We start from the raw sequence: 18,883 nt of genomic DNA on the forward strand, positions 1-18,883 counted from the left end.
ACCCCCGATTTTCAACAGCTTTACTCAGCCGGTGGCACGTAGCCGTCGGCCTTGGCGTATTCCTCGCCGGAGAAAAATTTGTCCATCTCGCCCTGCAGATATTTGCGGTCTTCGGCATTCATCATGTTCAGGCGCTTTTCGTTGATCAGCAGGGTCTGGTGTTTCTGCCAGTCAGCCCAGGCCTTGGCCGAGACGTGTTCGAAAATATCCTGGCCTTTGGCGCCCGGGTACGGGGGGCGTTCCAGGCCCGGCAGTTCTTCCTGGTACTTGCGGCACATTACGGTGCGGGTCATGACGACTCTCCTGCATTCAAGACTTCGGCCGCGCGTTTGAGCAGTGTTTTCACCGGGGCGGCAAGGCCCAGGCGCGGCGGGGTGGCGAGGTTATACCAGAGCCAGTCGGCCTCGGCGACGTGCAGGGCCGACTCTTCGACCCGGATCAGCCAGGGTTCGATGGCCAGCTGGAAGTGGCTGAAGGTGTGCACCAGCCCGGGCATCTGCTGTTGCTGGCCCAGTTCCAGGGAGTGCTGCAGGGCCAGGTGCTGGATGTCGTCCAGGCCATCCAGCTCCGGCAGGCTCCACAACCCGCCCCAGAGGCCGCTGGAGGGCCGCCGGTAAAGCAGGATGGCGCCTTCGCGGTTGGCCAGCATCGGCATCAGGGTGCGCTTCTGAGGCACTTCCTTGCGTGGCTTGGGGATCGGGTAGCGGGTTTCCAGGCCGAGCATGTGGGCTTCGCAGCCGCGCTCCAGGGGGCACAACAGGCAGCTGGGCTTGCTCCGGGTACAGAGGGTTGCCCCCAGGTCCATCATCGCCTGGGTGTAGTGGTTGACCCGGCTATGGGGCGTGAAGCGTTCCGCAGCGGCCCACAGCTGCTTGGCCACCTTGGGTTCCCCCGGGTAGCCCTCCTGGGCGGTGAAGCGTGCCAGCACCCGCTTGACGTTGCCGTCGAGGATCGGCGCCCGCAGGCCCATGCTGATGCTGGCGATGGCGCCGGCGGTGGACAGGCCGATGCCCGGCAGTTCGGTGAGCTTTTCCACGTCCCGGGGGAACTCGCCGCCGTATTCGGCCATGACGATCTTCGCGGTCTTCTGCAGGTTGCGCGCTCGGGTGTAGTAGCCCAGGCCGGTCCACAGGTGCAGCACTTCGTCTTCCGGGGCTTCGGCCAGGGCCTGCACCGTGGGCAGCGAGGCCATGAAGCGGTCGAAGTAGTTGAGCACGGTGCTGACCTGGGTCTGTTGCAGCATGATCTCCGAGACCCATACCCGATACGGGTTGATGTCCTGCTGCCAGGGCAGGTCATGGCGGCCGTGGCGGTCGTACCAGTCCAGCACCGCCGTTGAAAACGCCTCGGCTCTCATCGCTTGAACAGCCCCTTGAGCGCGTTCTTCAGTTCCGGGCTGACCTTGTCCCCCAGTTTCTCGTCGATCTTTTGCTGCAGGCGGTCACCGGCCAGCTTGGCCGCTACCTGGCCCAGGCCGTCCTTGTCCAGGCGGCAGGCCTTGGCCCCCAGCTCCAGCGGGCCGCGGCAGCGCAGCGGCAGCTCGATGCCGGTAAAGCGCTCGCCCACCTGGCAGGCCGGGTCCGGGTTATCCCGCAGGTCGCCTTCGACAATGATGCCGACCCGGTAGTCCATGCCCAGCACTCGCAGGTCGATGTCGCCGTTGCCGTTCACCGTCATGCCGGGGATGCGCACTTTCAGGTCCGGGTTGCTGGCCACGCCATTGCGCAGCGTCAGGTTGCCCTTGAGCTCCTGGAAGGGCGTGTCCTTGCCCCGTGGCGTGCTGCTGAGGTTCTTGCGGTTGAGCACGGCGATGCCCTGGCACAGCTGCTGTTCGATATTGGCGTTGAGCAGCACGCCGTTGTTGATGACGAAGCTGGCGGTGCCGTTGAGGCTGTCGATCAATGCCTTCTGGCTGTTGCCGCTGCCGCTGAGGTTGCTGTTCAGAGTCACCAGGCCCTTGACCGGAGGATTCTGGCCCTGGCTTTCGAGGATGCGTTCCACCGGCACCCGGTTGATCTTGGTCTGCAAGCTCAACTGCGGTGTGCTCTGGCGCACATCGAGGTTGCCGCTGGCATCGAAGCTGCCGTTGTACAGCTCGCCGCGCAGGCTGGAAAGCTTGAGCAGGCCACCCTGGCCGGAGGCCTTGAGTGCGGCATTCTGGATCGGCAGCTTGTCCAGGGTCAGTTGGCCGAAGTTCAGGTCGGCATCGACATCGAGTTTGCTCAGGCGCTCCACCGGCAGCAGGCGGTCAGTGCTCCAGGCGCCCTTGGTCGGTGCGTTGGGCAGCGGGGTGCTGCCGGCTCCGGCCATGGCATCGGCTTCGCTGCTCTGCACTTCGGCCTTGCGGGCCGATGCCGCGCTGTTGGCTTCGGCGGACTTGGGCGGCAGGTAGCGGTCGACATTGAAGGTGTCGGCCTTGAGCTGGGCGCGCAGGGATTGCTTGTCGAAGTCCTCGATGGCCAGGCGGCCGCTGAAGGTGCTGTCGTCGAGCTTCAGGTTCAGGTCTTCCAGGGCCAGGCTGGTGGGCGTGCCTTGCAGGCGGCTGACCAGCTCGACCTTGCTCAGGCTGCCTTCACCCATGGCGGGCAGGGTCTGGCCGATGCTGTCGACGAATCTCGCCAGGTCGAACTGGGCAATGGAGATGCCGCCGCTGATCTGCGGGGTCTTGTCCAGGTCGTTGACCTTGAGCTCACCCAGGGCGCGCAACTGATTGAGGGAGACCTTCAGGCCGGTCCACTGGGCAACGTTGGCGGCCTGGTCCAGCAGCAACTGGCCCTGGGCTGCGAAGGTCAGGGTCTTGCCTTGCAACGGGTCGCCGGCGGCTTCGCCGGACAGGCGCATGTCTTCGAACTGGTAGCGCTTCAGGGCGCGGTCGAAGCGCAGTTCGCCATTGAGTTCGGTGCGCACGCGCACTGCGGGTTGGCTGCTGGCGAGGAAGGCCGTGAGCTTGACCGGGGTGTTGGTGGCTTCGTGAATCGGCCCGGTACTCAGCTGGATGCTTTCGGCGGTGAACTGCTTGTCGGTCTGTTCATCGTTGTACTCAACCCGGGCGTTGTTCACGGTCAGGCTGTCGATGTCCAGGCGGATCGGCTGCGCGGGTTTGTCCGCGCCGGCTGGTGGTTGGCTGGCTTCGCCGGTGCTGGCGGCGGGAGTCTCGGCCTGCTTGTCGGTCGGTGCGGCCTTGCCAATGTCCTGCCAGTTGCCGTGGCCGTCCTTGTTGCGGGTCAGGCGCAGGTTCAGGCCTTCGACACGCACATCGCTCATCTGCACTTCGCGGCGCAGCAGCGGCAACACCCGGACCGACAGGCCGAGCATCTGCAGGTCGGCGAAAGGTTGGGTCGGGTTGGCCAGGGTGGCGACGCCGGCATCGTGCAGTTCCAGGCCCAGCCAGGGGAACAGGCTCCAGCCGATGTCGCCATTGAGCGTCAGCTCGATGTGGGCCTTGTCGCGGGCAATCTGGCGAATCTCGTCTTTGTAGTCGTTGGGATCAAACAGGTGGGTCAGGGCGAAGCCCAGAGCCACGATGATCAGCAACAGCCCGAGAATTACCAGACCCAGGATTTTGCCGAACGCTTTCATGGGCGAGTCCTTGTATGTCGAATTCAAAATTTAGCGGGGGAGTATAGCGCTCTGAACCTGACGACTGGTCACCCATTGCAGTTAGAGGTTTTTTCGTTGTAGCGGTTTTTTTTGGCCAGCGGTCTGGCCTGTGGGCAAAGCAGCTGCGGGAAAAAAGGTGATGTCAGTTTGGTTTTTTAGTTTGTCGCAAATGGTAACCTCTCGCGGTTCGTCCGCCCTTGTGCGACTTAATGTCGCGTCTGCCCAAATGGAGCTTTACTCAATAAAACGACCGCGCCGGTGTGCCAAGGTCGTCGTAGAAGAGTGGTCGATGAACAATTCTAATAATTGGGGGAAACATCCATGAGCACTAGCAACGCGGCGGCCAGTCCGTCCGCTCAGCCAGCGTTCTTGTCCAAAGAACGCATCATCGCCAAGCCCGGTTTCAACCGCTGGCTGGTTCCACCGGCCGCTCTGGCCATCCACCTGTGCATCGGCATGGCCTATGGCTTTTCGGTGTTCTGGCTGCCGCTGTCCAAGGCCCTGGGCGTCAGTGCGCCCGTGGCTTGCGAGCCCGGCATGGGCTTCATCGCGCAGATCTTTTCGTCCCAGTGTGACTGGCCGATCTCCATGCTCGGCTGGATCTACACCCTGTTCTTCATCTTCCTGGGGTGCTCGGCGGCGATCTGGGGCGGCTGGCTGGAACATGCCGGCCCGCGCAAGGCCGGTGTGGTTTCGGCACTGTGCTGGTGCGGCGGCCTGCTGATCTCGGCGCTGGGGATCTACACCCACCAGATCTGGCTGATGTGGATAGGCTCCGGGGTCATCGGCGGTATCGGCCTGGGCCTGGGCTATATCTCCCCGGTGTCGACCCTGATCAAGTGGTTCCCGGACAAGCGCGGCATGGCCACCGGCATGGCGATCATGGGCTTTGGCGGCGGCGCCATGGTCGGTGCGCCCCTGGCGGCGGCCCTGATGGGCCACTTTGCAACGCCGACCAGCGTTGGCGTGTGGCAGAGCTTCCTGGTGATGGCGGCCATCTACTTCGTGTTCATGATCGGTGGCGCCCTGGCCTACCGGGTTCCGCCCACCGGCTGGAAGCCTGAGGGCTGGACCGCACCGGCGAAGAAAGCCGCCAATGCGATGATCACCCACCGCCACGTGCACGTGAACGTGGCCTGGAAGACCCCGCAGTTCCGCCTGGTGTGGCTGGTGCTGTGCCTCAACGTTTCGGCCGGTATCGGCATCCTCGGCATGGCCTCGCCCCTGCTGCAGGAAGTGTTTGCCGGCAAGCTGCTGGGCAATGGCCTGACCTTCAGCCAGCTGGACGCCGGGCAACTGGCGCAGATTGCCGCGATTGCCGCCGGCTTCACCGGTTTGCTGAGCCTGTTCAACATCGGCGGGCGGTTCTTCTGGGCGTCGTTCTCCGACTACCTGGGCCGCAAGAACACCTATTTCGTGTTCTTTGCCCTGGGCTTTGCCCTTTATGCGCTGATCCCGAACCTCGGCCACCTGGGCAATATCGCCCTGTTCGTGGCGGCGTTCTGCATCATCCTGTCGATGTACGGCGGCGGTTTCGCCACGGTGCCGGCCTACCTGGCGGACCTGTTCGGCACCCAGATGGTGGGCGCTATCCACGGTCGCCTGCTGACCGCCTGGGCCGCGGCGGGCGTGCTGGGCCCGGTGCTGGTGAACTACCTGCGCGAGTACCAGCTGAGCATCGGCGTCGAGCGCGCTGCGGCTTACGACATCACCCTGTACATCCTCGCCGGCCTGCTGGTGCTGGGCTTTTTGTGCAACCTGCTGGTGCGCCCGGTGGCCGACAAGTACTTCATGACCGATGAGCAACTGGCGGCCGAGCAGGCCCTGGGTCATGACAAGGGCGCTGACAGCAGTGTCGTGCTGGAGTGGAAAGCTTCGTCCGCCAGTCTGCCGGTGGTGATCGCTGCCTGGCTGGTGGTGGGCATTCCCCTGGCCTGGGGTGTGTGGGTGACCTTGCAGAAGACGGCGGTGCTGTTCCATTGATGGCTTCGCCGGCAAGCCCGCTCCTGCTCAGGAGCCGGCTTGCCGGTGCACAAGGTGCCTCGGTCTTGTAGGCCTGGCACCTTCACCAGCAAGTCAGTTTCTACAGTTGTCATGACAGGTACAGCCCCGCAGCCATTGGCTGGCGCCCGTCAGGATATTGTCCATCGTGTTTCTGTTTAGCCGCCGTGGGGCCTATACTATTCGCCTTTTTCGCCCAATGATTTTGCGGAGCTGGTGATGGCCGAACGTAAGGCATCTGTCGAGCGCGACACTCTGGAAACCCAGATCAAAGCCTCGATCAACCTGGATGGCACCGGAAAGGCCCGATTCGATATCGGCGTGCCCTTCCTTGAGCACATGCTGGACCAGATCGCCCGGCACGGGCTGATCGACCTGGACATCGAAAGCAAGGGCGACCTGCATATCGACGACCACCACACCGTGGAGGATGTCGGTATCACCCTCGGCCAGGCATTCAGCAAAGCCATCGGCGACAAGAAAGGCATCCGTCGCTACGGCCATGCCTATGTGCCGCTGGATGAAGCCCTGTCCCGCGTGGTGATCGACTTCTCCGGCCGCCCTGGCCTGCAGATGCATGTGCCGTTCACCCGCGCCACCGTCGGTGGTTTCGATGTCGACCTGTTCCAGGAGTTCTTCCAGGGCTTCGTCAACCACGCCAACGTGACCCTGCACATCGACACCCTGCGCGGCACCAACACTCACCACCAGATCGAGACCGTGTTCAAGGCCTTCGGCCGTGCACTGCGCATGGCGGTGGAGCTGGACGAGCGCATGGCCGGCCAGATGCCGTCCACCAAGGGCGTGCTGTAATGCAGACCGTCGCCGTTATCGACTACGGCATGGGCAACCTGCACTCGGTGGCCAAGGCCCTGGAGCACGTGGGCGCCGGCAAGGTGCTGATCACCAGCGATGCCAGCGTGATTCGAGAGGCCGACCGGGTGGTGTTCCCCGGAGTGGGCGCGATCCGTGACTGCATGGCCGAGATCCGCCGCCTGGGCTTCGATGCCCTGGTGCGCGAGGTCAGCCAGGACCGTCCGTTCCTCGGTATCTGCGTGGGCATGCAGGCGCTGCTCGACCACAGTGAAGAGAACGAAGGCGTGGACTGCATCGGCCTGTTTCCCGGCCAGGTGAAGTTCTTCGGCAAGGGCCTGATCGAGGATGGCGAGCACCTGAAGGTGCCGCACATGGGCTGGAACGAAGTGAAGCAGGCGGTGGACCACCCGCTATGGCACAACATTGCGGACCTGGCGCGCTTCTACTTCGTGCACAGCTACTACATCAATGCCGGTAACACGCGGCAGGTGGTGGGCAGCGGTCACTATGGCGTGGATTTCGCCGCGGCGCTGGCCGACGGCTCGCGTTTTGCCGTGCAGTTCCACCCGGAGAAAAGCCATACCCACGGCCTGCAGCTGCTGCAGAATTTCGCCGCCTGGGACGGTCGCTGGTAAATGGCGATCAAGAAACCCAAGCCGCCGATCCTTAGCCTCACTGCCGAACAGGAGAGCGAGGCGACGCACAAGATCAAGCGTTTCCTGGAGGATCGGTTCGAGCTCGAGCTGGGCTCGTTCGAAGCGGCGGAGGTTCTTGAACTGTTTACCCGCGAAATTGCTCCGCACTATTACAACCGGGCGATTTTCGATGTGCAGGCGCACCTCAAGGAGAGGTTCGAAAGCATCGAAAGCGACCTGTGGGCGCTCGAGAAAAACTGATTTCCGAGTGAAGCTGAACAATCGAACTTGAAGGTTTGCCAGATGCTGATTATTCCCGCTATCGATCTCAAGGACGGCGCCTGTGTGCGTCTGCGCCAAGGCCGCATGGAAGACTCCACGGTGTTCTCCGATGACCCGGTGAGCATGGCTGCCAAGTGGGTTGAAGGCGGTTGCCGTCGTCTGCATCTGGTGGACCTGAACGGTGCCTTCGAAGGCCAGCCGGTGAACGGCGAGGTGGTTACCGCGATCGCCAAGCGCTACCCGAACCTGCCGATCCAGATCGGCGGCGGCATCCGCTCCCTGGAAACCATCGAACACTATGTGAAGGCCGGCGTGAGCTACGTGATCATCGGCACCAAGGCGGTCAAGGAGCCGGAGTTCGTCGCCGAGGCCTGTCGCGCGTTCCCCGGCAAGGTGATTGTCGGCCTGGACGCCAAGGACGGTTTCGTCGCCACCGACGGCTGGGCTGAAGTCAGCAGCGTGCAGGTCATCGACCTGGCCAAGCGCTTCGAAGCCGACGGCGTGTCCGCCATCGTTTATACCGACATCGCCAAAGACGGCATGATGCAGGGCTGCAACGTTCCCTTCACCGCAGCCCTAGCGGCCGCTACCCGGATCCCGGTGATCGCTTCCGGCGGCATCCATAACCTGGGCGACATCAAGGCCCTGCTGGACGCCAAGGCGCCAGGAATCATCGGCGCCATCACTGGCCGCGCGATTTATGAAGGCACCCTCGATGTCGCAGAAGCCCAGGCTTTCTGCGATTCGTACCAAGGCTGAGGATTCGCCATGGCACTGGCCAAACGCATCATCCCTTGCCTGGACGTGGACAACGGCCGGGTGGTCAAGGGCGTCAAGTTCGAGAACATCCGCGATGCCGGTGACCCGGTGGAAATCGCCCGTCGCTACGACGAGCAGGGTGCCGACGAAATCACTTTCCTCGACATCACCGCCAGCGTCGATGGACGCGATACCACCCTCCATACCGTCGAGCGCATGGCCAGCCAGGTGTTCATCCCGCTGACTGTGGGCGGTGGCGTGCGCACCGTGCAGGACATCCGCAACCTGCTCAATGCCGGCGCGGACAAGGTTTCGATCAACACCGCAGCAGTGTTCAATCCCGAGTTCGTCGGCGAAGCGGCGCAGCACTTTGGTTCTCAGTGCATCGTGGTCGCCATTGACGCGAAGAAAGTCTCCGGCCCGGGTGAAACCCCGCGCTGGGAAATCTTCACCCATGGCGGGCGCAAGCCCACCGGGCTGGACGCGGTGGAGTGGGCGAAGAAGATGGAAGGCCTGGGTGCCGGCGAGATCCTGCTCACCAGCATGGATCAGGACGGCATGAAAAACGGCTTCGACCTGGGCGTGACCCGGGCCATCAGCGATGCCCTGGGGATTCCGGTGATCGCCTCCGGCGGTGTCGGCAACCTCCAGCACCTGGCCGACGGCATCATTGAAGGCCATGCCAGCGCAGTGCTGGCGGCGAGCATTTTCCACTTCGGCGAATACACGGTTCCCGAGGCCAAGGCCTATATGGCTCAGCGCGGGATTGTTGTGCGGTAGCCACTGGACAGCATGGCGTGCTCACGGCACTCTTGAGCACGCCATGGATTCCGGTAGCCCGTCATGTTCAAACGTCTTCTAGTGGTTGTCGCCAGCGCGTCGCTTGTTCTTTGCGGCCTCGCCCGCGCTGATGAACCCGCCGACACCTCCCTGGTGTTGCTGACGGAAAACTTCCCCCCCTACAACATGGCCAAGAACGGCAAGAACTTCGCCCAGGGCGAGAATATCGACGGCATCGCCGTGGATATCGTCCGTGAAATGTTCAAGCGTGCCGGAATCAATTACAGCCTGACCCTGCGTTTTCCATGGGAGCGTATCTACAAGATGGCGCTGGAGCAGCCGGGCTATGGTGTGTTCGTCATGGCGCGCCTGCCGGACCGCGAGCCGCTCTTCAAGTGGGTCGGCCCCATTGGCCCGGATGACTGGATCATGCTGGCCAAGGCCGGCAGCAAGATCACCCTCGAATCCCTGGAACAGGCGCGCAAATACAAGATCGGCGCCTACAAGGGCGATGCCATTGCCGAGACCCTGACCAAGCAGGGCCTGGCACCCCAGGTGGTGCTGCGGGACCAGGACAATGCCAAGAAGCTGGTGGCGGGGCAGATCGACCTCTGGGCCACCGGCGACCCGGCCGGGCGCTATCTGGCCAAGCAGGAGGGCATCAGCGGCCTCAAGACGGTGCTGCGCTTCAATAGCGCCGAGCTGTACCTGGCCCTGAACAAGGATGTCTCCGATGAGGTGGTGGCCAAGCTCCAGGCCGCCCTGGACCAGATGCGCCAAGAGGGGCTGGTGGAGGAGATCATGGGGCGTTACCTGTAGGCGCTTCGCTGGCAAGCCAGCTCCTGTGGCGAAGGCCTCTAGCGATAAACCCCGTTCTTGCCATGCCCGGCCATGGCCTTGTTACTGCGCAGGCTGATCATCGACTTGATATCGATCCACTCGATGCCCTGGGCCTTGAGCCTGGGCAGCTCACGTTCGAGCACTGCCAGGGTCTGTGGATAAGGGTGGCCGATCATCACCGCCGAACCCTGTTTGCGCGCCAGTTTGATCGCGGTCTGCAACTGTTGGCTGATCGCCGCTTCGGTACGTTCGTCATCCAGGAACACATCCCGGGAAACACTGGCCAGGCCGATCTTCTGCGCTTCGGCGGCGGCCACCGTCTGGGCGCTGGTGCGGCTGTCGACGAAGAATTTGTGTCGCCGCTGCAAGTCGCCCATCAGCCAGGCCATGGCCTGGGGCTGGGCGGTCATGCGGCTGCCCATGTGATTGTTGATGCCGCTGGTGTAGGGCACGGCCTGGAAGGCGGCTTCCAGGCGTTTTTGCAGCTCTTCGATGGGCAACTCGGGGTGCCAGGCAAACGGCCCGGTGGCCGGGTCCATGGGCATGTGCAGGATGACGATCTTGCCGGCGCGATGGGCCTCGCGAGCGAATTCGGCAGCGTGGGGCGTGTCGGGCATGATCGCCGTGGTGACCGGGCCGGGCAGGGCCAGTACGCGACGGTCACGGGGCAGGTTCTGGCCGAGGTCGTCGATGATCAGGCTCAGGTAGGCCTTGGGCGCAGCGGCTGTGGGTTCGGCGGCTTGGGTCGCGAGGGGCAAGAGGCACAGCAGGGTGAGCAGCGGGGCCTGGAGCGAGCGCAACAGCAGTGAGCAGCGGGAAATCATGGGGATCGGGATCAGGCCTTTAGGGGAATGGGCACCCTGGCGGGCGCTTGGCTGGCGAGCCAGCTCCTACGCAAGCCGGCTCCTGTAGGAGCCGGCTTGCCGGCGAAGGGTTCAATCATTTGCCGCGGGTGATGCTCAGCCCCTTGAGCAGGCTCAGGGCCTGGGCCAACTGGTAGTCGTCGTCCTGCGGCATCGGCTTGGCCTTGCTCGCTGCACCACTGGGCTTGTCGGCGCCGCCGTTGCCATTGCCCAGGTGGCCCTGCAGGTCGGCTTCCTTGAAGTACTCGCCGTCCTGGGACTCGCTGGTGATCTTGGCGCGGCGCACTTCGATGTCCGGAACGATGCCCTGGGCCTGAATCGAGCGGCCGTTGGGGGTGAAGTACAGCGCGGTGGTGATCTTCAGCGCCCGGTCGTTGTTCAGCGGCAGCACGGTCTGCACCGAGCCCTTGCCGAAGCTGGTAGTGCCCATCAGTACTGCGCGCTTCTGATCCTGCAGGGCACCGGCGACGATCTCCGAAGCCGAGGCGCTGCCGCCGTTGATCAGCACCACCATCGGCACGGCTTCGCTTTCGTCCTTGCCGGTGGCGGAGAAGCGCAGCTCGGAGTTGGCGATGCGGCCCTTGGTGTAGACGATCAGGCCCTTGGTGATGAAGTGGTCGACCACCTCCACCGCGGCTTGCAGCACGCCGCCCGGGTTGTTGCGCAGGTCGAGGATGATGCCGTTGAGCTTCTTGCCGTTGTCCTTGCGCAGCTTGGCCAGGGCCTTGGAGACTTCCTCGCCGGTCTTGACCTGGAACTGGGTGATGCGGATGTAGCCGTAGCCCGACTCCAGCAGCTGGCTCTTCACGCTTTTCACCTGGATGGTGGCGCGGGCCAGGGTCACGTCGAACGGCGTGCCGCCGTCGCGCACCAGGGTCAGGGTGATCTTCTGGCCGATCTTGCCGCGCATCTTGTCCACGGCTTCGGTCATGGTCTGGCCACGGGTCGGCTGGCCGTTGATCTTGACGATCAGGTCGCCGGCCTGGATCCCGGCCTTGGATGCCGGGGTGTCGTCGATGGGCGAGACCACCTTGATGAAGCCGTCCTCGGCGCCGACTTCGATGCCCAGGCCGCCGAATTCGCCGCTGGTGCTTTCCTGCAGTTCGGCGAAGTCTTCCGGGCCCAGATAGGCAGAGTGCGGGTCGAGGTTGCTGAGCATGCCCTTGATGGCATTCTCCAGCAGGGTCTTGTCGTCTACGGGTTCGACATACGCTGCCTTGATGCGGTCCATGACCTCGGCGAAGGTGCGCAGCTCTTCCAGCGGCAAGGGCGCCTTGGTGGTCGCGGCGGTTGCTGCTTGAGCGGTTTCGGCGGCAAACGCCTGAGGCGCTCCGATCACCAGGGCGATCGTCAGGGCCAGCGAGGTAAGGCGGGACAAATGCAGCATGTCGAACGAACTCCTAATTTAGATGCAGCGCTTATCCTTGCGCGTGGCACCACTGTGCCGGGTCGCTGGGGCGGCCCTGCTGACGAATTGCAAAGTACAGCGCAGGAGTGTCCTGTCCGCCACTATTACCGACGGTGGAGATGGACTCTCCGGCCTTGACCACGTCGCCGGCTTCCTTGAGCAGCGTCTGGTTGTGTCCGTAGAGGCTCAGGTAACCGTTGCCGTGATCGAGGATCACCAGCAGGCCGGCGCCGCGCAGCCAGTCGGCGAACACTACCCGGCCACCGTGCACGGCGTGCACCTGGCTGCCGGCGGCGGCGCTGATCATCACGCCGTCCCACTTGGAGCGGGAGTCGTCGCCACGGGTTTCACCAAAGCGTGCCAGTAGTCGACCATCAACGGGCCATGGAAGTTTTCCCCGGGCTGAAGCAAATGCCCCGCCATAGGAAGGGCCGGCGCTGGAAACCAGGGCTCCAGGGCTTGATCTTGCGGGTTTGCGCGGCTCATCGCTGGCGTCGGCCTGAGCCTCACGCAAGCGCTTTTTTTCGGCTTCCTGCTGGGCGATCAGCGCTTTCTGGCGCGCTTCTTCTGCCTCGCGGGCCTGGCGGGCCAGGGTTTCTTCAATGGTTTTCAGGACCTTGGCCAGGTCGGCCTGGTCCTGTTCACGGGCCTTGAGCTTGTCGTCCCGGGCCTTCACGTCGTTGTTCAGCTTGGCCAGGGCCAACTGCCGCTCTTTGCGGACCTTGTCGAGTTCTTCACGCTGGGTGTCGAGGCTGCTCTTCTGCACCAGCAACTGGGCCTGTTGCAGGGAGATGTCCTTTTCCACATTGGCCAGCTGACGCAGGGTTTCGTTGAAATTCTTCAACTGCTCCAGGCGGGCCTGGCTCAGGTAGTCGTAATAGGTCAGGGTGCGGGCGAATTTTTCCGGATTCTGCTGGTTGAGCAGCAGCTTGAGGTACTCCTGGCGCCCGTTCTGGTAGGCCGCGCGGGCCTGGATGGCGATCAGTCGCTGCTGTTCAGTGCGCGCGCTCTGGAGTTTTTTTTTCTCCTCATCGAGTCGCTGCAGCTCGGATTCGCTTTTTTTCAGCTCTTTCTGCAGGGCTTCGACCTGCTTCTCCAGCTTGCCCATCTCGGTCTCGGTGCCGCGCAGGTCTTTCTGCACGCCGGACTTCTCTTCCTGCAGCTTGCCCAGCAGCTTTTTCAGCTCGGCAATGTCCTGACGCGTGGCGTCCAACTGTTGTTGGGTTTGCGCGCGCTCGTCGGCGAAAGCCGGTTGGAGCAGGCAGATCAGAGCAAGGGTAATCAGGGCGCGAAGCATAGAGGCGGGCGACACCAGGGAAAGGGACGGCCTAGTATGCCCGCCCATCGCTGCAAAAAAAACGCCTCAAAGCCAACTGCTTTGAGGCGTTCGTCATAAAAAGCCGTTTCCGGGCCGTTATTGGGCCATTTGCTATCAGCGTGCCGCCGCCGTGGCCTGGGGCGGCGGCGCCGATCAACCTTGTGCGGGCGAACGAGCCTGATGCTGCAGCGCCTGGGTGCCGGCCTTCGCGGCCGAGGCATCCTGGCCGGCCTGGCTGTCTTGCCGGGCCCGCAGGACCACGATTCCCGGGACGTTGTGAACGTACTCCATGAAGGGTGAGTCGATGACCGCGCCCTGGTCCTTTTTCGAGGAGGCGTTGCGCAGGACCGGGCCCTGGGCCGTCTGAATGAACAGCCCGGTATGGGTGACGTCCAGGCCCGAGAGGTGGGTATAGATGCCGATGTAGTCGCCGGTTCGCAGGTGGCTGAGCAGATGCTGGTCAATCAATGCGCTGGGAATGTAGGTGATGTCGCGTTCGGCCACGGGCAGGCCGGGCAGGTAGCGGCCGCCATCGGCCTTTTGATTGAGGCGCTTGGCCACGGTCACCGCGTTCGCACTCAGCTGGGCGGTCACATCCTCGGCCATGGGTTGCCCGGCATGGGCCCAATCGGTGAAGAAGTGGCGGCGGTTGAGGAAGTTGATATCGCCGTTCACGTAGCGAATCTGCACCAGGTTGTTAATGAAGCCGGCCTCGTCGCTGGACTGGCGCAAGGCCTCGACGTAATCCAGGTAGGTGAAGCAGTCCAGGCCCCTGAAGTCGACCACCAGCTTCTCGGCCAGGGTTGCGGAGCCGTGCAGCCGGTTCGCCGCGTAAGGCGTGTGCAGGAACTCCCGGGAAATCAGGTCGTTCATCTGGCCTATGTCGGTAGAGCCCCGAGGAGGCTGGATCTTCAGCAGTGCTTTCAATTTATCGGCGGTCTGAGCATCCATTTCCACCGGGCTGTGTTGCTGTGCGAGGGCACTGGCATCCACCGGCTGTTGAGCAGGAATCTGGCTTGCACAGCCTGACAGGAGGGAGGCCAGAAGCAGCGTAGCCGTCTTGTTCATGGAGATTCTCTCTGCTGTTATTGATAACGATAATCATTATTCAATAAGTGCCCGGCGCTTGTCTGCTTTTACTTCCATGGCCCTGATTCGCCCTGTGCAAGGCCACCATGAAAAACGCCCGACGGTTGCATCGGGCGTTTTTGCCTGCAATGGCGAGCTGGAGGGATCAGTGCGCTGGGTCCACCAGGATCGACGTGCCGGTCATTTCCGCGGGCTTGGGCAGGCCCAGCAGCTTGAGCATGGTGGGCGCCACGTCCGCCAGAACCCCGCCTTCACGGACTTTCAAGGCGCGTTTGCCGACATAGATGAATGGCACCGGCTCGGTGGTGTGGGCGGTGTGGGCCTGGCCGGTGGATTCGTCGGACATCTGCTCGACGTTGCCGTGGTCGGCGGTGATCAGGGCTTCGCCGCCGACCTTTTCCAGGGCGTCGACGATACGTCCGACGCACAGGTCCAGGCATTCCACGGCTTTGACCGCCGCCTCGAACACGCCGCTGTGACCGACCATGTCGCCGTTGGCGTAGTTGACGATGATCACGTCATAACGCTGGTGCTCGATGGCGTCGACGATCTTGTCGGTGACTTCCGGGGCACTCATTTCCGGCTGCAGGTCGTAGGTGGCGACTTTCGGCGACGGGATCAGGATGCGCTCCTCGCCCGGGAACGGCTCTTCGCGGCCACCGGAGAAGAAGAAGGTGACGTGGGCATACTTCTCGGTCTCGGCGATGCGCAGTTGGGTCTTGCCGTTTTTCGCCAAATAGTCGCCCAGCACGTTTTCCAGGCTGCCCGGAGCGAAGGCCGACGGCGCGGGGATGCTGGCGGCGTACTGGGTGAGCATGACAAAGCCGGCCAGCTTTGGCTGGCGCGCACGTTCGAAGTCCTTGAAGTCGTCCTCGACGAAGACCCGGGTCAGCTCGCGGGCCCGGTCGGCGCGGAAGTTCATGAACACCACGGCATCGCCGTCTTCGACCTTGACCGGTTCGCCGATGGTGGTGGCCTTGACGAATTCATCGCTCTCTTCGCGGGCGTAGGCGGCTTGCAGGCCTTCCTGGGCGGTGGCGGCGTTGAACTGGCCCTGGCCGTCGACGATCAGGTTGTAGGCCTGGGCCACACGGTCCCAGCGATTGTCGCGGTCCATGGCGAAGTAACGGCCGATCAGGCTGGCGATGCGGCCCTTGCCCAGGGTCTTGAAGGTTTCGTCCAGCAGTTCGATGGACGATTGGGCGCTTTTGGGCGGCGTATCTCGACCGTCGAGGAAGGCGTGCAGGTAGATCTTCTCGGCGCCGCGCTTGAAGGCCAGTTCGGCCATGGCGATCAGGTGGTCCTGGTGGCTGTGTACGCCGCCGTCGGACAGCAGGCCGAGGATGTGTACGGCCTTGTCGGCGGCCACGGCCTTGTCCACGGCCGCGCAAATGGTCGGGTTCTCGAAGAACTCACCGTCACGGATGGCCTTGGTCACCCGGGTGAAGTCCTGATACACCACGCGACCGGCACCGAGGTTCATGTGGCCGACTTCGGAGTTGCCCATCTGCCCGTCCGGCAGACCGACGTCCATGCCCGAGCCGGAGATCAGGCCGTTGGGCATGCTGGCGCACAAGCGGTCCAGGACTGGCTTCTTGGCCGCATAGACGGCGTTGGATTCGTGGCTTTCGCTGTGACCGAAGCCATCCAGAATCATCAGGACCAAAGGTTTAGGCGTGGTAGTCATGGCGTCCACTCGTGGCTGGATAGGAAAGAGATGAAAGGGAGGTGTTGAAAAAGGGAGTGGCAGTTTAAAGCGAAGTTCCGGTGGAGTCACCGCCGGGCGGGGTTTGGTCGACCCGGAGGGCTGTGTATACTGGCCGACATTTTAACGCCCTGGAACCTCCTTAGATGGTTGCTCACCTGATTCAATTCGCCACTGAACACTACTTGCTCGTCGGCGCCTTCGCCATCCTGCTGGCTCTGTTGATCGCTCATGAATTGAGCCGCGGTGGCCGCAGCCTCAGCACCCGTGAACTGACCGCGCTGGTCAACAGCGAGCAGGGCGTCGTGATCGATATCCGTCCATCCAAGGACTATGCCGCCGGCCATATCGTCGGTGCACTGAACATTCCCCAGGACAAGCTGGCCGCCCGTGTCGGCGAGCTGGAGAAGCACAAGTCCAAGACCATCATCCTGGTGGACGCTCAGGGTCAGCACGCCGGCACCCACGCCCGCGAGCTGCTCAAGTCCGGTTTCACCGCGGCCAAGCTGTCCGGCGGCGTGGCCAGCTGGAAGGCCGATAACCTGCCATTGGTGAAGTAATGTCCAAGGTCATCGTCTACTCCAGTGATTACTGCCCTTACTGCTCGCGCGCCAAGCATCTGCTGGCGAGCAAAGGCGTAGCCTTCGAAGAGGTCAAGGTCGATGGCAAGCCCCAGGTACGCGCCGAGATGGCCCAGAAGGCCGGGCGTACGTCCGTGCCGCAGATCTGGATCGGCGCCACCCACGTAGGTGGCTGTGATGATTTGTTCGCCCTGGAGCGTGCCGGCAAGCTCGACGCGCTGCTAGCGGCCTGAAATTCCCAACCCTATAGACCCAAGATCAAGAAGGACTCTGAGATGACTGACCAACAGAACACCGTTGCCGACGACGAAAGCGCACCGCAATTCTCCCTGCAGCGTATCTACGTGCGTGACCTGTCCTTCGAAGCGCCGAAAAGCCCGGCGATCTTCCGTCAGCAGTGGGAACCTAGCGTCGGCCTGGACCTCAATACCCGCCAGACAGCGTTGGAAGCCGACTTCCACGAAGTGGTGCTGACCCTGTCCGTGACCGTGAAGAACGGCGACGAAGTGGCCTTCATCGCTGAAGTCCAGCAGGCCGGTATCTTCCTGATCAAGAACCTGGATGAGGCTTCCATGAGCCACACCCTGGGTGCTTTCTGCCCGAACATCCTGTTCCCTTACGCTCGTGAAGCGCTGGACAGCCTGGTGACCCGCGGTTCGTTCCCGGCGCTGATGCTGGCCCCGGTGAACTTCGATGCGCTGTACGCCCAAGAGCTGCAACGCCTGCAGTCCGCTGGCGAAAACACCGTTCAGTAAGTGCTGGTTGCGGTACGAAAAAAGCGCCTGTAACGGCGCTTTTTTCATGCTCGGGCAAAACCTGTAGGAGCGGGCTTGCCCGCGAACCCCCGGCTCTACTTGAACCCCAACTGTCTCCAGCCTTCATAGACCGCAACGGCCACGGTGTTGGACAGGTTCAGGCTGCGGCAGCCTTCGCGCATGGGCAGGCGCAGGCGCTGTTCGCCGGGCAGGGCGTCCAGCACGTCCGCCGGCAGGCCCCGGCTCTCGGGGCCGAACAGGAAGGCGTCGCCCTCCTGGAAGCTGGCGTCATGGAAGGGGCGCGAGCCCTTGGTGGTGAAGGCGAACAGGCGCGGGTGGCCGAGGCTTTCCAGGCAACTGGCAAGGTCGGCATGGCGTTGCAGGGTGGCGTATTCGTGATAGTCGAGGCCGGCGCGGCGCAGGCGCTTGTCGTCCATTTCGAAACCCAGCGGCTCGATCAAATGCAGGTGGCAGCCGCTGTTGGCGCACAGCCTGATAACGTTGCCGGTATTCGGCGGAATTTCTGGTTGAAAGAGGATGACGTGAAACATGCACGGCTCCGAAGAGAAAGACAGGCTGCATTCTACGCCTGAAGCGTACTCGCGACCGAAGCTAATGCTGCGGGTGTTCGGCTCCCTGGCGATTGTCGGGGTGATGGTAGGGCTGATGATCGGCCGCCTGACCCAGCCTGATCCGGTGGCGTTGCAGCAGGTCGAGGTGGCGCCCGATGGGCTGGTGCTGTGGTTCAACCATGAGCCCAAGCTCCATGGGGAACACATCGATGGCACCGTGGCGCTGCTGTTCGATGCCCAGGGGCAGGCACAGAAGGGCCAGTTGCAGGTCAATCAGCGCAATGTGAACTGGCGGGTGCGCCGGGCGGACCAGGGTCTGCTGCTGAACCTGGTGGCCGCGCGGCCGCTGCGGGGCCAGTGGGACGGGAGCGAGGTGGAGGGGCGCTGGCGCCTGGCGATCCACCTGCGGGAGGAATAAAAGAGGGAAACCCCGGCCTGCCTGTACCAAGGCCCCCAAAAGCGGGAGGGGCTGAGCGCCACGAGGGCGATGAGTCCCGGTGTAAAGAAGGGGATTCCCGGCCTGCCTGTACCAGGGTCCCCAAAAGCGTGGCCCGTCGCGATGCGCGGGATGGGCCGGGTATTAAAGAGGGAAGTCCCGGCCTGCCTGTACCGGGGTTCCCGAAAGCCTGGCCCGTCGCTGTGAGCGGGGTGGGCCTGGTGTTAAAGAGGGAAGTCCCAGCCTGCCTGTACTGGGGTTCCCGAAACCATTGGCCGTCGCGATGTGCGTGCCGAGCCTGGTGTTAAAGAGGGGAATTCCCGGCCTGCCTGTACCAAGGTCCCCGAAACTGGGTAGTGACTGGGTTAGTGCAGGTGGCGTGCCAGTTTTGGCTGCAGAGGCGTTGATTGCTGGGATAAAAAGCCGAAAGCCCCGTAATCCGG

The 18,883-nt window shown here is 63.1% G+C and carries 20 protein-coding genes; 11 read left to right on the forward strand and 9 right to left on the reverse strand.

Annotation, left to right across the window (positions count from 1 at the left end):
- Positions 1–20: 20 nt before the first annotated feature.
- From PFLCHA0_RS01820 to PFLCHA0_RS01830, 3 genes are read right to left on the reverse strand one after another with little or no spacing between them, the layout of a single operon-like run.
- Entirely contained in the window at positions 21–293 is a 273-nt protein-coding gene (locus tag PFLCHA0_RS01820) for an oxidative damage protection protein (protein ID WP_015633824.1), read from the reverse strand.
- Entirely contained in the window at positions 290–1,357 is a 1,068-nt protein-coding gene (gene mutY / locus PFLCHA0_RS01825; RefSeq protein ID WP_011058733.1) for an A/G-specific adenine glycosylase, read from the reverse strand. The genes PFLCHA0_RS01820 and mutY overlap by 4 nt, the downstream gene beginning before the upstream one ends.
- Positions 1,354–3,579 (reverse strand): AsmA family protein, encoded by a 2,226-nt coding sequence (locus PFLCHA0_RS01830; RefSeq protein ID WP_015633825.1) that lies wholly within the window; start codon positions 3,577–3,579, stop codon positions 1,354–1,356. Before PFLCHA0_RS01830 ends, mutY begins: the two co-directional genes overlap by 4 nt.
- Positions 3,580–3,921: 342 nt before the next feature.
- Here PFLCHA0_RS01830 and PFLCHA0_RS01835 point away from each other — a divergent pair, with 342 nt between their 5' ends.
- From PFLCHA0_RS01835 to PFLCHA0_RS01865, 7 genes are all read left to right on the forward strand, one after another.
- A complete protein-coding gene (locus tag PFLCHA0_RS01835) occupies positions 3,922–5,583 on the forward strand; it encodes an OFA family MFS transporter (protein ID WP_015633826.1) in 1,662 nt (553 codons plus the stop codon).
- A gap of 237 nt (positions 5,584–5,820) precedes the next feature.
- Positions 5,821–6,414: an imidazoleglycerol-phosphate dehydratase HisB gene (hisB, locus tag PFLCHA0_RS01840; protein WP_011058736.1), complete on the forward strand. Its 594-nt coding sequence runs from the start codon at positions 5,821–5,823 to the stop codon at positions 6,412–6,414.
- Positions 6,414–7,052: an imidazole glycerol phosphate synthase subunit HisH gene (hisH, locus tag PFLCHA0_RS01845; RefSeq protein WP_011058737.1), complete on the forward strand. Its 639-nt coding sequence runs from the start codon at positions 6,414–6,416 to the stop codon at positions 7,050–7,052. Before hisB ends, hisH begins: the two co-directional genes overlap by 1 nt.
- The gene (locus PFLCHA0_RS01850; RefSeq protein ID WP_011058738.1) at positions 7,053–7,313 is read left to right on the forward strand and encodes a DUF2164 domain-containing protein; all 261 of its coding nucleotides are present in this window, start codon (positions 7,053–7,055) and stop codon (positions 7,311–7,313) included.
- A 42-nt stretch (positions 7,314–7,355) separates the two neighbouring features.
- Positions 7,356–8,093 (forward strand): 1-(5-phosphoribosyl)-5-[(5-phosphoribosylamino)methylideneamino]imidazole-4-carboxamide isomerase, encoded by a 738-nt coding sequence (hisA, locus tag PFLCHA0_RS01855; RefSeq protein WP_011058739.1) that lies wholly within the window; start codon positions 7,356–7,358, stop codon positions 8,091–8,093.
- A gap of 9 nt (positions 8,094–8,102) precedes the next feature.
- On the forward strand, positions 8,103–8,873 hold the full coding sequence (gene hisF / locus PFLCHA0_RS01860; protein ID WP_015633827.1) for an imidazole glycerol phosphate synthase subunit HisF: 771 nt from the start codon (positions 8,103–8,105) through the stop codon (positions 8,871–8,873).
- Positions 8,874–8,936: 63 nt separating this feature from the next.
- Positions 8,937–9,692 (forward strand): substrate-binding periplasmic protein, encoded by a 756-nt coding sequence (locus PFLCHA0_RS01865; RefSeq protein ID WP_015633828.1) that lies wholly within the window; start codon positions 8,937–8,939, stop codon positions 9,690–9,692.
- A 38-nt stretch (positions 9,693–9,730) separates the two neighbouring features.
- Here PFLCHA0_RS01865 and PFLCHA0_RS01870 read toward each other — a convergent pair whose 3' ends face one another.
- The 5 genes from PFLCHA0_RS01870 to gpmI all read right to left on the reverse strand — a co-directional run bounded on the left by PFLCHA0_RS01870 (position 9,731) and on the right by gpmI (position 16,078).
- The gene (locus tag PFLCHA0_RS01870; protein WP_015633829.1) at positions 9,731–10,537 is read right to left on the reverse strand and encodes a divergent polysaccharide deacetylase family protein; all 807 of its coding nucleotides are present in this window, start codon (positions 10,535–10,537) and stop codon (positions 9,731–9,733) included.
- A 115-nt stretch (positions 10,538–10,652) separates the two neighbouring features.
- Positions 10,653–11,963 (reverse strand): S41 family peptidase, encoded by a 1,311-nt coding sequence (locus PFLCHA0_RS01875; protein WP_011058743.1) that lies wholly within the window; start codon positions 11,961–11,963, stop codon positions 10,653–10,655.
- 31 nt (positions 11,964–11,994) lie between these two features.
- Entirely contained in the window at positions 11,995–13,281 is a 1,287-nt protein-coding gene (locus tag PFLCHA0_RS01880; RefSeq protein ID WP_015633830.1) for a murein hydrolase activator EnvC family protein, read from the reverse strand.
- A gap of 174 nt (positions 13,282–13,455) precedes the next feature.
- The gene (locus tag PFLCHA0_RS01885; protein WP_015633831.1) at positions 13,456–14,370 is read right to left on the reverse strand and encodes a DUF1460 domain-containing protein; all 915 of its coding nucleotides are present in this window, start codon (positions 14,368–14,370) and stop codon (positions 13,456–13,458) included.
- A 166-nt stretch (positions 14,371–14,536) separates the two neighbouring features.
- Positions 14,537–16,078: a 2,3-bisphosphoglycerate-independent phosphoglycerate mutase gene (gpmI, locus tag PFLCHA0_RS01890; protein ID WP_015633832.1), complete on the reverse strand. Its 1,542-nt coding sequence runs from the start codon at positions 16,076–16,078 to the stop codon at positions 14,537–14,539.
- A gap of 164 nt (positions 16,079–16,242) precedes the next feature.
- Here gpmI and PFLCHA0_RS01895 point away from each other — a divergent pair, with 164 nt between their 5' ends.
- Genes PFLCHA0_RS01895 through secB form a run of 3 tightly spaced genes read left to right on the forward strand, consistent with a single transcriptional unit; the run spans position 16,243 to position 17,432 of the window.
- Positions 16,243–16,656: a rhodanese-like domain-containing protein gene (locus PFLCHA0_RS01895; protein ID WP_011058747.1), complete on the forward strand. Its 414-nt coding sequence runs from the start codon at positions 16,243–16,245 to the stop codon at positions 16,654–16,656.
- Positions 16,656–16,910, forward strand: coding sequence for a glutaredoxin 3 (grxC, locus tag PFLCHA0_RS01900; RefSeq protein ID WP_015633833.1), 255 nt, complete (start codon positions 16,656–16,658; stop codon positions 16,908–16,910). The genes PFLCHA0_RS01895 and grxC overlap by 1 nt, the downstream gene beginning before the upstream one ends.
- A 42-nt stretch (positions 16,911–16,952) precedes the next feature.
- Positions 16,953–17,432, forward strand: a complete 480-nt coding sequence (secB, locus tag PFLCHA0_RS01905; protein ID WP_011058749.1) for a protein-export chaperone SecB — start codon at positions 16,953–16,955, stop codon at positions 17,430–17,432.
- Positions 17,433–17,527: 95 nt separating this feature from the next.
- On the opposite strand, the gene trmL is transcribed toward secB, so the two are convergent.
- Complete coding sequence (gene trmL / locus PFLCHA0_RS01910) at positions 17,528–17,983, reverse strand: tRNA (uridine(34)/cytosine(34)/5-carboxymethylaminomethyluridine(34)-2'-O)-methyltransferase TrmL (RefSeq protein ID WP_011058750.1); 456 nt, start codon at positions 17,981–17,983, stop codon at positions 17,528–17,530.
- On the opposite strand from trmL, the gene PFLCHA0_RS01915 reads away from it, so the two are divergent.
- Positions 17,982–18,422, forward strand: coding sequence for a hypothetical protein (locus PFLCHA0_RS01915; protein WP_011058751.1), 441 nt, complete (start codon positions 17,982–17,984; stop codon positions 18,420–18,422). The genes trmL and PFLCHA0_RS01915 overlap by 2 nt on opposite strands.
- The last annotated feature ends 461 nt before the right edge of the window (positions 18,423–18,883 follow it).

The sequence above is a fragment of the Pseudomonas protegens CHA0 genome (genome assembly GCF_000397205.1).
GTDB classification, from domain to species: Bacteria; Pseudomonadota; Gammaproteobacteria; order Pseudomonadales; family Pseudomonadaceae; genus Aquipseudomonas; species Aquipseudomonas protegens.

Excerpts from the sequence above, each read along its gene's own strand:
- PFLCHA0_RS01875 (WP_011058743.1), bottom strand. The coding sequence starts at position 11,963 with ATGCTGCATTTGTCCCGCCTTACCTCGCTGGCCCTGACGATCGCCCTG.
- PFLCHA0_RS01830 (WP_015633825.1), bottom strand. The coding sequence starts at position 3,579 with ATGAAAGCGTTCGGCAAAATCCTGGGTCTGGTAATTCTCGGGCTGTTG.
- gpmI (WP_015633832.1), bottom strand. The coding sequence starts at position 16,078 with ATGACTACCACGCCTAAACCTTTGGTCCTGATGATTCTGGATGGCTTC.
- hisH (WP_011058737.1), top strand. The coding sequence starts at position 6,414 with ATGCAGACCGTCGCCGTTATCGACTACGGCATGGGCAACCTGCACTCG.
- grxC (WP_015633833.1), top strand. The coding sequence starts at position 16,656 with ATGTCCAAGGTCATCGTCTACTCCAGTGATTACTGCCCTTACTGCTCG.
- trmL (WP_011058750.1), bottom strand. The coding sequence starts at position 17,983 with ATGTTTCACGTCATCCTCTTTCAACCAGAAATTCCGCCGAATACCGGC.
- PFLCHA0_RS01835 (WP_015633826.1), top strand. The coding sequence starts at position 3,922 with ATGAGCACTAGCAACGCGGCGGCCAGTCCGTCCGCTCAGCCAGCGTTC.
- PFLCHA0_RS01870 (WP_015633829.1), bottom strand. The coding sequence starts at position 10,537 with ATGATTTCCCGCTGCTCACTGCTGTTGCGCTCGCTCCAGGCCCCGCTG.
- PFLCHA0_RS01895 (WP_011058747.1), top strand. The coding sequence starts at position 16,243 with ATGGTTGCTCACCTGATTCAATTCGCCACTGAACACTACTTGCTCGTC.
- secB (WP_011058749.1), top strand. The coding sequence starts at position 16,953 with ATGACTGACCAACAGAACACCGTTGCCGACGACGAAAGCGCACCGCAA.
- PFLCHA0_RS01865 (WP_015633828.1), top strand. The coding sequence starts at position 8,937 with ATGTTCAAACGTCTTCTAGTGGTTGTCGCCAGCGCGTCGCTTGTTCTT.
- PFLCHA0_RS01915 (WP_011058751.1), top strand. The coding sequence starts at position 17,982 with ATGCACGGCTCCGAAGAGAAAGACAGGCTGCATTCTACGCCTGAAGCG.
- PFLCHA0_RS01880 (WP_015633830.1), bottom strand. The coding sequence starts at position 13,281 with ATGCTTCGCGCCCTGATTACCCTTGCTCTGATCTGCCTGCTCCAACCG.
- PFLCHA0_RS01850 (WP_011058738.1), top strand. The coding sequence starts at position 7,053 with ATGGCGATCAAGAAACCCAAGCCGCCGATCCTTAGCCTCACTGCCGAA.
- hisF (WP_015633827.1), top strand. The coding sequence starts at position 8,103 with ATGGCACTGGCCAAACGCATCATCCCTTGCCTGGACGTGGACAACGGC.
- mutY (WP_011058733.1), bottom strand. The coding sequence starts at position 1,357 with ATGAGAGCCGAGGCGTTTTCAACGGCGGTGCTGGACTGGTACGACCGC.
- hisA (WP_011058739.1), top strand. The coding sequence starts at position 7,356 with ATGCTGATTATTCCCGCTATCGATCTCAAGGACGGCGCCTGTGTGCGT.
- PFLCHA0_RS01885 (WP_015633831.1), bottom strand. The coding sequence starts at position 14,370 with ATGAACAAGACGGCTACGCTGCTTCTGGCCTCCCTCCTGTCAGGCTGT.
- hisB (WP_011058736.1), top strand. The coding sequence starts at position 5,821 with ATGGCCGAACGTAAGGCATCTGTCGAGCGCGACACTCTGGAAACCCAG.
- PFLCHA0_RS01820 (WP_015633824.1), bottom strand. The coding sequence starts at position 293 with ATGACCCGCACCGTAATGTGCCGCAAGTACCAGGAAGAACTGCCGGGC.